The organism is Planctomicrobium mucosum, from assembly GCF_051466335.1.
Taxonomy (GTDB): Bacteria; Planctomycetota; Planctomycetia; order Planctomycetales; family Planctomycetaceae; genus Planctomicrobium.
The window spans coordinates 384,615-398,008 of sequence record NZ_CP195793.1 but is presented as its reverse complement, the minus strand read 5'-3'; the positions used below and the strand labels follow the sequence as shown (position 1 = coordinate 398,008).

Annotated in this window: 13 protein-coding genes and 1 other RNA gene; 9 read left to right on the top strand and 5 right to left on the bottom strand. The window is 52.5% G+C overall.

The window, feature by feature from the left end; translation table 11 throughout:
- The first annotated feature begins 46 nt into the window (after positions 1-46).
- From ribD to SH668x_RS01665, 4 genes are all read left to right on the top strand, one after another.
- Positions 47-1,237 carry a bifunctional diaminohydroxyphosphoribosylaminopyrimidine deaminase/5-amino-6-(5-phosphoribosylamino)uracil reductase RibD gene (ribD, locus tag SH668x_RS01680; protein WP_437186963.1) on the top strand — a complete coding sequence of 397 codons (1,191 nt, stop codon included), beginning with the start codon at positions 47-49 and terminating at the stop codon, positions 1,235-1,237.
- Between the two features lie 165 nt (positions 1,238-1,402).
- Complete coding sequence (locus SH668x_RS01675) at positions 1,403-1,978, top strand: YceI family protein (RefSeq protein ID WP_437186962.1); 576 nt, start codon at positions 1,403-1,405, stop codon at positions 1,976-1,978.
- Between the two features lie 241 nt (positions 1,979-2,219).
- Entirely contained in the window at positions 2,220-2,948 is a 729-nt protein-coding gene (deoC, locus tag SH668x_RS01670; RefSeq protein ID WP_437186961.1) for a deoxyribose-phosphate aldolase, read from the top strand.
- Between the two features lie 122 nt (positions 2,949-3,070).
- On the top strand, positions 3,071-3,523 hold the full coding sequence (locus tag SH668x_RS01665) for an RpiB/LacA/LacB family sugar-phosphate isomerase (protein ID WP_437186960.1): 453 nt from the start codon (positions 3,071-3,073) through the stop codon (positions 3,521-3,523).
- A gap of 98 nt (positions 3,524-3,621) precedes the next feature.
- On the opposite strand, the gene SH668x_RS01660 is transcribed toward SH668x_RS01665, so the two are convergent.
- The 4 genes from SH668x_RS01660 to SH668x_RS01645 all read right to left on the bottom strand — a co-directional run bounded on the left by SH668x_RS01660 (position 3,622) and on the right by SH668x_RS01645 (position 7,050).
- Entirely contained in the window at positions 3,622-4,353 is a 732-nt protein-coding gene (locus tag SH668x_RS01660; RefSeq protein ID WP_437186959.1) for a TrmH family RNA methyltransferase, read from the bottom strand.
- On the bottom strand, positions 4,350-4,922 hold the full coding sequence (locus SH668x_RS01655) for a nitroreductase family protein (protein ID WP_437186958.1): 573 nt from the start codon (positions 4,920-4,922) through the stop codon (positions 4,350-4,352). Before SH668x_RS01655 ends, SH668x_RS01660 begins: the two co-directional genes overlap by 4 nt.
- Before the next feature lie 44 nt (positions 4,923-4,966).
- Positions 4,967-5,710: a 3-keto-disaccharide hydrolase gene (locus SH668x_RS01650; protein WP_437186957.1), complete on the bottom strand. Its 744-nt coding sequence runs from the start codon at positions 5,708-5,710 to the stop codon at positions 4,967-4,969.
- Positions 5,711-5,871: 161 nt separating this feature from the next.
- Positions 5,872-7,050, bottom strand: coding sequence for an isocitrate/isopropylmalate dehydrogenase family protein (locus tag SH668x_RS01645; protein WP_437186956.1), 1,179 nt, complete (start codon positions 7,048-7,050; stop codon positions 5,872-5,874).
- 554 nt (positions 7,051-7,604) lie between these two features.
- Between SH668x_RS01645 and SH668x_RS01640 the strand changes: the two genes are divergently transcribed.
- The 3 genes from SH668x_RS01640 to SH668x_RS01630 all read left to right on the top strand — a co-directional run bounded on the left by SH668x_RS01640 (position 7,605) and on the right by SH668x_RS01630 (position 10,255).
- Positions 7,605-8,321 carry a hypothetical protein gene (locus SH668x_RS01640; RefSeq protein WP_437186955.1) on the top strand — a complete coding sequence of 239 codons (717 nt, stop codon included), beginning with the start codon at positions 7,605-7,607 and terminating at the stop codon, positions 8,319-8,321.
- A gap of 240 nt (positions 8,322-8,561) precedes the next feature.
- On the top strand, positions 8,562-9,287 hold the full coding sequence (locus SH668x_RS01635; RefSeq protein WP_437186954.1) for a dienelactone hydrolase family protein: 726 nt from the start codon (positions 8,562-8,564) through the stop codon (positions 9,285-9,287).
- 68 nt (positions 9,288-9,355) lie between these two features.
- Positions 9,356-10,255: an NAD(+)/NADH kinase gene (locus tag SH668x_RS01630; protein WP_437186953.1), complete on the top strand. Its 900-nt coding sequence runs from the start codon at positions 9,356-9,358 to the stop codon at positions 10,253-10,255.
- A gap of 50 nt (positions 10,256-10,305) precedes the next feature.
- Here SH668x_RS01630 and ssrS read toward each other — a convergent pair.
- Positions 10,306-10,506: non-coding RNA, 6S RNA (gene ssrS, locus SH668x_RS01625), on the bottom strand.
- Positions 10,507-10,807: 301 nt separating this feature from the next.
- Between ssrS and ispG the strand changes: the two genes are divergently transcribed.
- Together ispG and SH668x_RS01615 are read left to right on the top strand one after the other, a co-directional pair.
- On the top strand, positions 10,808-11,965 hold the full coding sequence (ispG, locus tag SH668x_RS01620) for a (E)-4-hydroxy-3-methylbut-2-enyl-diphosphate synthase (protein ID WP_437186952.1): 1,158 nt from the start codon (positions 10,808-10,810) through the stop codon (positions 11,963-11,965).
- Between the two features lie 115 nt (positions 11,966-12,080).
- Positions 12,081-13,388 (top strand): dihydroorotase, encoded by a 1,308-nt coding sequence (locus tag SH668x_RS01615; protein ID WP_437186951.1) that lies wholly within the window; start codon positions 12,081-12,083, stop codon positions 13,386-13,388.
- The last annotated feature ends 6 nt before the right edge of the window (positions 13,389-13,394 follow it).

Here is a 13,394-nt window from a genome sequence, read left to right as displayed (position 1 = left end):
TGCAGCTGAACTCCATGTGACTCACTGATTTTTTATTCGAACTTTCATGATCGATGACGCGGTTGTTCCCTCGAACGACCGCGTCATCTCATATCACACCATGCAAAAACTCACTCCCGGATACGAGTTCGTCTACGAGTCTCAGGTCATGGACAGAGCGTTGTTAATCGCTCAGAGCAGAGAGGGTTTCGTTGAACCGAACCCGTGTGTGGGGGCGGTGATCGTTGACCCGCAGCTGCGCTTTATTGCTGAAGGATGCCACGAAAGATATGGGGGCCCTCACGCGGAGGTCATGGCGCTTCGGCAGGCTGGTGATGCTGCCCGTGGTGCGTGGTTGTTTGTCACGCTTGAGCCATGTAATCATCATGGGAAGACACCCCCTTGCACGGAAGCGGTCATTCAGTCTGGTGTCAGTCGTGTTTTCATTTCTGTTGCCGATCCCGCGAATCACGGATTCGGACCGGGAGTCGAAAAACTCTTGAGTGCTGGGATAGACGTTCAACTCGGTTTGAAACGTGAAGAGGGTGAAACGCTTCTTGCTCCGTTTACGACATTCATGACAAAGAGTCGCCCGTATGTTCACGCAAAGTGGGCCATGACACTTGATGGCAAAGTGGCCACATCAACAGGGCACTCCAAGTGGATTACCAATGAGACCTCGCGAGCCCAGGTTCATGCGCTGCGTGGCAGGATGGATGCCATCCTGACCGGCATCGGGACCGTACTCGCTGACGACCCACTTCTGACGGCTCGCCCCGCTGGGGCGAGAGTCCCGCTGCGCGTTGTGCTCGACTCTCAATTGAGGATTCCGCTCGACTGTCAATTGGTTCGAACGGCGAAGGACACACCGGTTCTTCTCTTCACAACGGCTCAGGCAGATGAAGACAAATGTCGGCGACTTTCGGGGCTGGGTGTCGAAGTTATTCAGCTGAATTCGGCCGCGTCGTCAATACGATGCCATCTCGAAGATGTTCTTTCTGAACTGAAAAATCGTCAGGTCACGAACCTGCTTCTTGAGGCAGGATCAGGGATTCTGGGAGCATTTCACGATGCTCGTCTGATCGATGAGGTGCATTGTTTCATTGCCCCAAAGCTCGTCGGGGGCGCGTCAGCGATTTCGCCAATTGGTGGACAGGGGCAACCTGAGATCCCAGCGGTGCCATCGCTGACTGGCTGGCGGTTAAAATTTCTTGATGGCGATATTTATCTTCGTTCCACAGTGAGTAAGCTGAAATAGTCGACTCTCCGTAAGCGTCAAATGTCGATGAGCAGAAAATCAGTTGACATGGAAATGGTTTACATGTAATTTAATGTGTAGAGTACGGACGGTCACGTTACGCCAATGGTTGAAGAGTGTGTGACGAGGCTTGTCACCATGAACCTCACGATAAGGACTTGAACGATGCGCCGATTCTCAGTAGTTGCCCTGTTCACTTTTGCTGTGCTTCAACTCGCTCAGATCAGCCAAGCGGCCGATCGGTACACGATCGATGCGAACCACGCGGACGTCTCGTTCACAGTCACCCATCTGGGACTCACTCGAATTCCCGGGAGATTCAACGAGTTCAGCGGGGCGTTCACCATCGATGAACAGAATCCAGCAAACTCCAAGTTCACGATGAAGATCAAGGTCGACTCAGTCGACACCAATCAGAAGCAGCGTGATGAACATCTCCGCACCGCAGACTTTTTCGATGCCGCCAAGTTTCCAGAAATCACATTCGAGTCAACGAGTGTCAAGGTTGTCAAAGAGGGGCTTGAGGTTACCGGGGACTTCACGATGCATGGAGTCACCCAGCCACTGACGCTTGTGCTGTTTGGCGGGAACAAAGCCGAATTCCCTGAGGGAGTCCATCGCACCGGTTACACGACTACAGCAGTCATTAAACGCTCCGATTTTGGGATGAATCAGTATCTGGCTGTTGTGAGTGATGCAGTCACGATCTCGATCAGCTTCGAAGGAACAAAGGATAAGTAGGTCACGATTTTGCAACGAGACTTGCAGGCAAAGGGGGCTTAACAGCCTCCTTTGTCATTTCCTGAATCGGACGCGAATCAATCGCTGAAAGTCTCTATCATCCCGGATTCAAATGAAATTGATTCATCCGGATGGATGCCAGACTGAACGACAGTTCGTTGATCTCTTCGAGGTTGGGACGAATGCTGTCGGTCACTCCAGATGATTCATAGTGACCCAGTGATGCGACAGGTGTGATCGAATGACTCCCAGCTACGATGAAATTGCCCAGATGGTCGATCATGCCCTTCTCAGCCCTCAACTGTCCGTTACGGAGTTAGACGCCGGAATTGAAGTCGCGGTCGCGTACAACGTCGCCAGTGTCTGCATCCTTCCCTGGTACGTTCCGCAGTTGACACAAAAACTCGCTGGCACCCGAACCCGTGTGAGTACCGTCATTGGGTTCCCGCACGGTGGTCAATCGACAGCGGTCAAGATTCAAGAAGCGACAGTGGCTATCGACGATGGGTGTGAAGAACTCGACATGGTCGTCAACATTTCCCGAGTTCGAAGTGGCGCGTGGAACGCCGTTCAATCGGAAATTCGAGAGATCATCAACCTGGCTCATGCGAGCAAACGAAAAGTGAAGGTGATCTTCGAAAACTGCTATCTTAATACGGAACAGAAAATTCGATTATGTGAAATCTGTTCCGAGGCATCGGCAGACTGGGTGAAGACGTCGACTGGATTCGGGAGCACTGGAGCGACTCTGGAAGATGTTAAACTCATGCGGCTTCATACTTCGCCATCTGTTCAGGTCAAAGCGGCCGGGGGAATTCGGGATCTGGGAACTCTACTTACGTTGCGAGAACTTGGAGCGACTCGTATTGGTCTCAGCCAAACAGCATCGATTCTTGATGAGTGTCGTGAACGACTCGGACTCTCGCCGATTTTCGACGTATCCCTACCTTCATCCACTTCCGGATATTGAGATTCATTGATAAAAGATGAGTCATTACTGTCTGAAACGGCAGCTTACGACTCGGTGCGATGGGACTTCAGAATCCACCAGTTTCCGATCGTCTGTATCACGCACCGGGAAAAGGAACCGAAATGAAGATTGCGCTTGCCAGTGACCATGCTGGTTTTGATTACAAACATAAACTCCATCAGATTCTGGCCGAACGCGGGCACGCCGTCGTCGACTTTGGACCAGACGCAGCGACACCCGCTGTCGACTACCCGGTTTATATTCGACCAGCGGCCGAAGCTGTGGCTCGCGGCGAGTTTGAACGTGGAATCATCTTCGGAGGAAGCGGAAACGGAGAAGCGATTGTCGCAAACCGTGTTTCCGGGATTCGCTGCATCGTTGCCTGGAATCTTGAATCTGCCCAGAAGGGGCGAGAGCACAACGACTCCAACATCATTTCGATCGGGCAGCGCATGGTGACATTTGAAGAATGTCTAGCGATGGTCGATATCTGGCTGGAAACCCCGTTTGAAGGGGGGCGACACGTCCGTCGAATTCGACTGATTGACGATGCGGACTATGTCGATCCGCAATAATTGAAGTCGACGATCAAGAGTCGACTCGTGCCACCGGACTTAGAAAAGCAACGGAGGTCTCGTTATTGGACGGGACCTCCGTTGACTGCTCCCCATAATTATTTCTGTGACAGCGTCGCGACGAGGATTCCGGTTGCGACCGAGACATTCAACGAGCCAACCGCCCCGATGGCGGGAATTCCACAGAGCTGATCACAACGATCTTGTGTGAGCCGTCTCAAGCCGCTCTCTTCATTTCCGATCACAAGCAGCCAGCGACGATCTCGATCGATCTGAGCGACGTCTGCTTTCGCATGCTCAGAGCTTCCGAGAACCCAGAGGTTGTTCTTTTTGGCGACTTCCAGGCCTTGAGCGAGGTTTGTCTGAAGCGTGTACGGAACATGTTCGACACCTCCGGACGACACATCGTAGGCGGTATGGGACAAGGGCGCCGAACGATCCACTGTCAGCATGATTCCCTGAACCCCGAAAAATGCTGCTGTCCGAAACACGGCGCCGACATTATGGGGATCCTGAAGCTGATCCAATGCGAGCCAAAGACCACGTGAAGCACTGGGGCTGAAGAGCTGTTCTAAAGAAACAGATCGCTTCTCACGAACAACCGCGAAAGTGTTTCCGATCCGTCCACCTTCATTGCCTCGCCCTCGTTGCCGCTGATCGACAGGCAACGGTTCACGGACAGCGACATTCAGACTTCTCGCTGCCTGAATAACCCGCTTCCAGCCTTCGTTGCTGCTGGCCCGACTGGCGTGTACCTCGAGGACATCTTGAGGACGGGTTTCGAGTGCAGCAAGGACGCTGTGAGGATTGGTTAACTTAAGTGAATTCATGGATGGAAAATCGTGATTTCTGTAACAGGGCGTCGCCGTGCGACGGGAAGTGATGCAGGGTAGCCATACCAGATGAGCCCGACAATCCGCGAGGCTGTCGAATCAATTGAAAGAGCCTGTGAAACACGTGGATCTCTCAACATTGGACTGGTTGCCCACTTTGTTCCGATTTCATGCGCCCATAATGACAGCATGAAATTTTGAACCGCACAGCATGAGGCGGCGTAATTCTCTTGGTCACGAATTTCATCTTCAGCTCTCTCCGAAGTGACGATCACCCATCCGGGAATCGTCTTCCAGCGAGCGAGCTTCTTTTCTGCGTGATCCGCCCCTTTTTCAGCTGTCAGAATCGCACGATTGATTTCGATCAATGTGTGTCGGGTTTCCGGACCGAGAAAATGGAACCGCCAAGGCTCTGTCATCTTATGATTCGGAGCCCAGCGGGCAAGTTCGATCGCCTGCAGAACGACCTCTAGTGGAGGAACTTTCGGAAGGAAATCGGAGACCGTTCTTCGGGATCGCAGAACCTCGGAGAACGCGTCTTGTGCGGGCTGAAATGACAGTTCCATATCTCTTGCCGTTAGTCAAAAACACTGACCCGAAAAGGACGGGGCTATTTCCCTGTTGTCTTATCCAGATCACGAATCCAGATGTTTCGGAATTTCACGGGATCGCCGTGGTATCCAAGGCCGAATGGTTCGCGAGGAGCATGCGCATGATAGGAAGGAGCGACGTCCCAGGCAGTGGCTCCTAACAACTCAAAGTGATTCTGGATGAGCACCCCGTTGTGGAGGACGGTTACGTATGCCGGAGATTTGAGTGTTTGGTCTTCGTTGAAGCGAGGAGCAGTGAAGAAGATGTCATAAGTTTGCCATTCCCCCGGTTTGCGACTCGCGTTCACGAGCGGAGGATGCTGCTTGTAAACTGCGCCGCACTGGCCATCGTAGTAGGTTTCGTTTTCGTAGGAATCAAGCACCTGAATCTCATAGCGGCCCATGAGATAGATTCCGTTGTTTCCACGTCCCTGGCCGTCCCCTTTGACTTCGGAAGGGGTCGCGAATTCGACGTGGAACTGACAGTCGCCGAACGACTCTTTTGTTGAAATGGCACTGCCAGCGATGCCGTACCCGTCTTGCAGTGACCAGTTCTCAACGCCATTCCAGGCATCAAGATTGGTGCCATCGAATAAGACGATCGCGTCAGAGGGAGCGGACGCTCCTTCTCCCGGAGTGACAACTGCTGGCTTCGCCCATTCGATTCGGCTCGTCCATTCGGGAAATGCGTACAGCGACGGGGAGAGCGACACCGCAAGACTTCCCAAGACCAGACTTGTGACGACAGTTTTCAATTTTAGCATCGAATTGACCTTTCAGTCCGGGCTTCGGAAACAAGACACTATGCAGATCTATTGGGATCATCCAAATGACGGAAGGGTCCGGTCAAGCGATTGCATAAAAAAACGCGACGATGAGTTTTCACCGCCGCGTTCGCTTTCTGTGATCCGCACATTCAGCCAAATTACTCAGCTTGCATCTTGCGGACGATGGCGTCAGCCATTTCCAGAGTTCCGACCGCTGTTGGGTCGTTACGGTTTTCTTTCATGTCGTAAGTCACGTCTTTGCCTTCGGCGATGACGGCAGCGACAGCTCGTTCGAGTTTATCAGCAGCTTCCTGCTCGCCGAGGTGTTCGAGCATCATGCGTCCAGAAAGGATCAACGCGGTTGGATTGACCTTGTTCTGTCCCTTGTACTTCGGAGCACTTCCGTGAGTTGCTTCGAAGATCGCGCCTTCGGTTCCGATGTTCGCACCAGGGGCAACACCGAGACCGCCGACGAGTCCTGCACACAGATCGCTCAGAATATCCCCGTACAGGTTGGAGGTCACAATGACGTCGTACAGTTCTGGCTTCTGGACCAGCTGCATGCACATGTTGTCGATCAGGCGCTCGGTGTATTCAATCTTGCCGCCAAGATCTGGAACTTTGCCAACGAGTTCAGGATCAGGAGAAACACCCTCAGCCAGGCTTGGCCATTCGAATTTCGCACCATAAGCCAGAGCGACTGCGCGAGTTTCATCGTACCACAGGCCGTCTGTGTACTTCATGATGTTCGCTTTGCAGACCGAGCTCACCGACTTGCGTCCACGCTCGTGTGCGTACTTGAACGCGTAATCTGCAATGCGGCGGGTCCCTTCATAGGACATTGGCTTAATGCTGATTCCGGTCTTGTCGATCGGTGTGCCAATCTTCTTTCCTGTCGCGAACTCATTGATCGTTTTGATCAGCTGAGCGGTCTTCTCAGCACCAGCCTGGAATTCAACTCCAGCGTACAGGTCTTCTGTGTTTTCGCGGATCAACACGAGGTCGACTGGAACGTGTTCGTAGAATGTACGGACACCTTTGTACTGCTTGCATGGGCGAACGCATGCGTAGAGGTTCAATTCCTGTCGGAGGTAAACGTTAACGCTGCGGAAACCCTTGCCGATCGGAGTTGTGATCGGCGCTTTCAGGGCGATCTGATTCTTTTTGATCGAGTCGAGAACTCGCTCAGGAACTTTTCCTTCTTTCTCAATCACTTCGATGCCGCATTCCTGGACATCCCAGGAAATCTTGACGCCAGTTGCATCGATACAACGTCGTGTTGCTTCGGTAATTTCAGGACCGACGCCATCGCCTGGAATCAGAGTAACATTATACATCGTCAAGACTTTCTCTTATTGAGCACGTTGGGACGTGCATCAGCATCAACATCGACTTCGAGGAGAATGATCGGACCGTATCAGGAAGATTTGTGGCTTTCAAGCTGTGGCAGTCTCTCTCGACGACCCGGTCAGACTCGGTTGTTGTCAATGTGATGTCGCCGGTGTCATCTGATTTCGCAAGTAGGTTGTATTGCTTTGCGGTTTTTGTTGGATGCAACTGTCTGTGTAGTAATGGATTACGGAATGGTTTTGGTGTCCGGTCGACATTGGCATCAGAACTGCGTCTCTCTGACAACATCGATTATCCCTCTCATTGGCCGTTCAACTTCGTTCACATGATTTCCTCACCGCAACAACTGACGTCATTCAACATGAAATGCGTCTGTTTCCGGCGTTGGAGTCAAACGAGACAAGTGGGGATCGCGAGTAGGCCGAACGTCATGCCCGTCACGATTTGGTCTGCCGCGATTCCCACCATGAGGACTCAGGAAAACCGGCTACTTCGTTTTCTCATCGGGAAATGAAAACTCTTGCAGCAGGATGGTTCGGAAATGCAGATGTGCTTTCAGAAAAATACCCTTCGTCTGTTTCGCGAGAAATCCTCACACGCAGTATCTGCTGGGCAAATCGCTCCATCTCAATTCGATCAATATTGCCATCGCGATCAGGAAATTGGAGCGATCAATCTTCGGCACGCGGCTCATGAAATTCTGGATGAGCGGTTCAATGAACTGGACGAATATCTACAGGAATACATTCTGAACTATCCTTTAGTCAGCCGTCCTGCTGACGATGTCTCGCAATTTGTTAACTGGCTCCGACGAAAACGTGAAATCGCTCCAGAGCAACGTGATGCACTCGTCTGTATGTACTCACGCCGTGCCGTCGAGATCACAGTCCTGCAAAGACGTTTGGCTCATGCACGATTCGCATTCAGGAGTCAAACGAGCCCGACCCATCTGGAAACCGCCCCAGAACGTAGTCGAGCTGAAGTCTTCCTCAATCCAGTGCACGTATGGGCGACACTCGAAACAGGAGCGATGGTCCCTGAATACACGAAACTTCCAGCAACAATTCTATTTTTTCAACTAGAAAACGAAGTTCGTACCGTCGTACTCGACGCTGAAGCCGAACATCTCCTGCGGTATCTTGACGGGAAGTCGATTCGGCTCGGCACACTCTTCAGGAAGGTTAAGGGGTACCAGTACGATCGAATGGTGACGATGTTGCGATCGCTTGTCTCACAGGGAATCATTGCCATCGGTTGAATCCTCCAGTCCCGGAGGAGAAGGAAAGCATCAATAGAATCGGGGAACACGTGTCGCCTGGACTGAAAAGTCTGGGCGATTTTTATTAGTGTTCAGTCGAAGCCGAGTGAGGTATTGTGTTCACGAACTTCACTTTCTCCGATTCCACCAGTTTCGATTGGATCTTCGATCGTGTTTCACCTTCAGTTCCAGCGTCTTTGTTTGTTATTCACCCTACTCTTTTGTTCTTCGGGAACCAGCATGTCGGTCGTTCGGGCAGACGATGTCGATCAACTCTTTGAATCCAAGATCTTCGTCGGGAAAAACGGGGTTTCCATTCCTTATCGACTGCTCAGTCCCGCGACGATTGATCCAGGCAAGAAGTACCCTGTCGTTCTCTTTCTCCACGGCGCGGGTGAACGCGGGGACAACAATGAGTCGCAATTGGTTCATGTCGCTCGAGAGTTCGCACGCTCTCCACAACGCGAACAGCATCCGGCTTTTGTCGTTTGCCCCCAGTGCCCACACGATCACAAATGGGTTGAAGTCCCTTGGGAAGATGGTTCGCACGTCATGCCAGAATCTCCTTCAGCACCATTGTCTCTGGTTGTCGAGTTGATGGACAGCCTGCCGGAAGAACTCCCCATCGATACCAACCGAACCTACTACGTCGGACTTTCCATGGGGGGATTTGGTGTTTGGGATCTGCTCTCAAGGCAATCAGAGAAGTGTGCTGGGGCTGTTGCGATTTGTGGAGGCGGAGATACAGCCCGAGCTCCTATGATGAAAAGCGTTCCCATCTGGGCGTTCCACGGAGATCAGGATGTTGTCGTGAAAGTTCACCGCTCAAGGGACATGGTCGCTGCTGTGGAACAAGCAGGGGGGACCATCGTTTATACGGAATACCCCGGTGTGAACCACAACAGTTGGACGGCAACAGCAGCAAATCGACTTGTCTGGGATTGGTTGTTTTCCCAGACTCGATGATGTGACGTTTCCAGAGTTATTGCGTTCGCACTCTCAGATTGGCGCTTGTCAGGTCGAGGAAGTTCCACATGAACGAGAACCGTTCTCCGTTGCGCGTTATCATGATTGCTCGCGATCATCGCCCAGCTGTTCAGGAAGCACTTCAAGCGATTCACGCTGTTCTCAGTCAGCGTTCAGGATTTGAAATTGTCGACGTCCTGACACAGATGGGAGAGACCCCCCCGGAGTCACAGGCAGATCTGGCAATTGTCATCGGTGGAGATGGTTCGATCCTGCGCGCGTGCCGCGCATTCGGCGAGAATCAGATTCCGATTTTGGGGATTAATCTTGGACGGCTGGGATTCCTCGCGGACCTCTCCCCGGACGAACTCAATGAATTGGTGGATGAACTAGAGTCGCGAGAATTCGACATTGTTCCGCATTTGATGTACGAATGCCGACATCAACATGAAGATGGAACAGAGGAGGTCTACCTAGGGCTCAATGAAGTGAGCCTGCTCTCTGCGGCCTCGTTGGAAATGATCGATATCGATCTGACGATCAACGGGCAACTGGTGACGACTTACAGTGGAGACGGACTCATCATCAGTACCGCAGTCGGTTCAACGGCCCACAACCTCTCCGCAGGGGGGCCGATTCTGCGTCAGAACTTGCGTGCCTTCGTGGTGACACCGATCTGTGCACATACGTTAACTGTGAGGCCCATTGTTGACCGCGCAGATGTTGAGTACGTGATGACCGCTCCGGAAGCAGCTGACGGCGTCATGCTGGTGATGGATGGGCAGATCAAGGTACCGTTTCTAAAGACGGACAGGGTCGTGATGAAAAGTGCCGAAGTCTCGTTCAATCTCGCCCGGCTCCATGGACACAGTTTTTATGGGACATTGCATCGCAAATTGGGGTGGGACGGACAGCCACGTTACCGGCGACCGCATCGGGACGACGACCAGCAACTATCCGGACAATAAAAAAACGATCAGCGTGACTGATCGGTAAAACGGTTCTGCTACTTAAGAAGAAAACCTCCGCATGGTGCCGGCGGAAAGCCTTGTCCAGACCCGCAATTTCAGGTGGGTACCGCCAACTCGAATTGTGTGAGCCGCACAAGACTGCCGAGGCAGAGTTGAACGGATATACACGCCGTCGAGAAAGACAGTTCCCTGCGGGATGGAAGTCGGGTCTACAAAATGCGATCCGTTATCGAACACAGCAGAGGGAATCGATGGCAGGAAAAATTCCCGTCCACGACATTCTTGATCCTACACCTCCAATTCCGTCGAGACAAGTGGCTCCCTGTTGCGTTTCTCTGAATTGAGGTCTCTGGCAATCCCTGAGTTTTTGAGGCTTGACATTCCCCACCCGCAAACCGATCTATCAGGGGGTTTTTATCAATCGGCGTTGGTAAATCGCGAGACGAATTCGGGCTCGGAGTGCCGAAATCTCCGAAAGTCGTTTATGATATACTGGTCGAGCCCCATCTCCCTTTCTGCCCAAATTTTTAACCGGAAAGACATCGTCTCGTGGAACAGCGCACCCTTCCCCGCAATCCGACCCGGGCGGTCCAAATCGGGACTGTGACCATTGGAGGCGGTCAGGCCATTGCAGTCCAAAGTATGACTGCAACTCATACCCAGAATATCGATGCGACTGTCGGGCAGATTCAGGATTTGGTGAATGCCGGGGCTGACATTGTGCGCGTCGCCATCGACAGCAAGAAAGATGCGGAAGCTCTCGTCGAGATTTCCCGTCAGGTGACAGCGAATCTCTCGGTCGATTTGCAGGAGAACTATCGCCTTGCTGAAGCGATTGCTCCTTACGTTGCCAAGCTTCGCTATAACCCGGGGCACCTGTATCACCACGAGCGGGAGAAGCCTTGGCAGGAAAAAGTGAAGTATCTCGCCAAGATCGCTCGCGACAACGACTGCGCATTGCGGGTTGGCGTGAATTGCGGGTCTGTCGATCCCGATAAGAAGGAGAAGTACGACCATCACGACTCGATCTCTCCGATGCTCGAGAGTGCCTTCGAACATTGTGATCTGCTCGACTCGCTCGACTTCACCCGTTACTGCGTCTCCCTGAAGGATTCGGATCCACGGAATGTGATCGAGGTCAATCAACGTTTCGCTGAGAAGCGTCCAGATGTTCCGTTGCATCTGGGGGTGACAGAAGCGGGGCTTCCTCCGGATGGGATTATCAAAACGCGAATCGCTTTCGAGCAGTTGATCAGCCGCGGTATCGGTGACACGATCCGCGTTTCACTCACGGTTCCGAACAATCGGAAGTCAGAGGAGATCGACGCTGGTCGTAAAATTCTCGCTGACATCGCTGCTGGGCGTGTTCGTTCCGTTGTCGATTTCGGAACCAACTCTCTAAATATTATTTCCTGCCCAAGTTGTTCACGGGTGGAAAACGAAGCGTTCATCGAGCTTGCTCAGCAAGTCAAGGAAATGACTCGCTACGCCGAGGAATATGCCATCACGATCGCAGTGATGGGATGCCGGGTGAATGGTCCGGGTGAAACCGATGACGCAGACCTTGGTTTGTGGTGCGGCCCGAATCACGTGAACCTCAAGCGAGGACCTGAAAGCGTCGGCGCGTACACGTATGAGGAAATCCTTCCGAAACTGCGAAATGAGCTGGACGCAGTGATCGAACGGAAGAAATCTCAAGTCAGCTAGCCCCTTGCCGTCTATTTAAGGTCGTTTTCGTCTTCAGTCTTCGCGAGTTTCACCGCTCGTTGTCTCCGAGAGTGCGGTCTCAGATCGGGCTTTCTGCAGTTTGAGGTCTCAGTCCATGTTAAATCGCACGCTCATCTCTGGTGCCGACTGCGTTTTTGCGGAAGGAATTCGCAAGGCGAACGTATTGATCGAAGGGAATAAGATTCTCGCGATCGACCCCGCAGATTCTGTTCGAGTCGATGAGACGATCGATGCCACAGGATTGCATCTGATCCCCGGAGCGATCGATGATCAGGTTCACTTCCGTGAGCCGGGACTCGAACATAAAGAGACCATTCACACCGGGAGTCTCGGCTGTGCGAAGGGAGGGATTACCACCTTCCTCGAAATGCCGAATACAAACCCAGCGACGATCACGCTGGAAGCACTCGAAGACAAATTGAACCGGGCTGCCGGTAGCAGTGTTGTGAATTATGGTTTTTACATCGGAGCCACTTCTGACAACATCAGCGTCCTCCAGCAGGCCAAGCGGACACCCGGCATCAAGATTTTTATCGGCTCCAGTACTGGAAATCTGCTTGTCGATGAGCAAGCGGCATTGGAGCGTATTTTCGCCGAAACCAATTTGCCGATCTGCGCTCACTGCGAAGATGAGACTACCGTGCGAGCGAACAAAGAGCGTATTGGATCATCGGCTCAGCTCGCTGATCACTCGAAAATCCGTGATCATGAAGCGGCGTTGATTGCGACCAAACGAGCGGTCGATCTCGCGACTCGCTACCAGCATCCGTTTCATGTTTTGCATGTCTCCACAGCGGCCGAAGTGAGTTTTCTGAAGTCGCGGCCTGATTGGGTGACAGCCGAAGCCTGCCCTCATCATCTCCTCTTCAACGTGGATGATTACGATCGCCTAGGTTCACTGGTACAGATGAATCCTTCGATCAAGAATGCAGAAGACTGCGCAGCGTTGTGGGAAGGTTTGCGCACCGGCGTCATTGACGTGATCGCCACGGACCATGCACCACATACGCTCGAAGAGAAGAAACAACCCTATCCAAAGTCTCCTTCCGGATTGCCAGCAGTAGAAAACTCTTTGGCACTCATGCTTGACTCGGTTTCACGTGGTCTGATCACGCTGGAGCAGGTTGTTGCCTGTATGTGTGCGAATCCGGCTCGCATTTGGAATATGCGAGGAAAAGGGCACATTCGTGAAGGCTACGACGCTGACATGGTTCTGATCGACCTGAATAAGAAGCAAACGATCCGTAACGAAGATCAACTCACAAAATCCGGTTGGTCGCCGTGGGACGGAGTTGAACTCACAGGTTGGCCGGTCCAGACGATCGTCGGCGGAAATACCGTTTTTCATGAAGGGAAGGTCGACGCGACGCAGCGTGGCTCGGAGGTTCAGTACGACCGGTAAGCCACT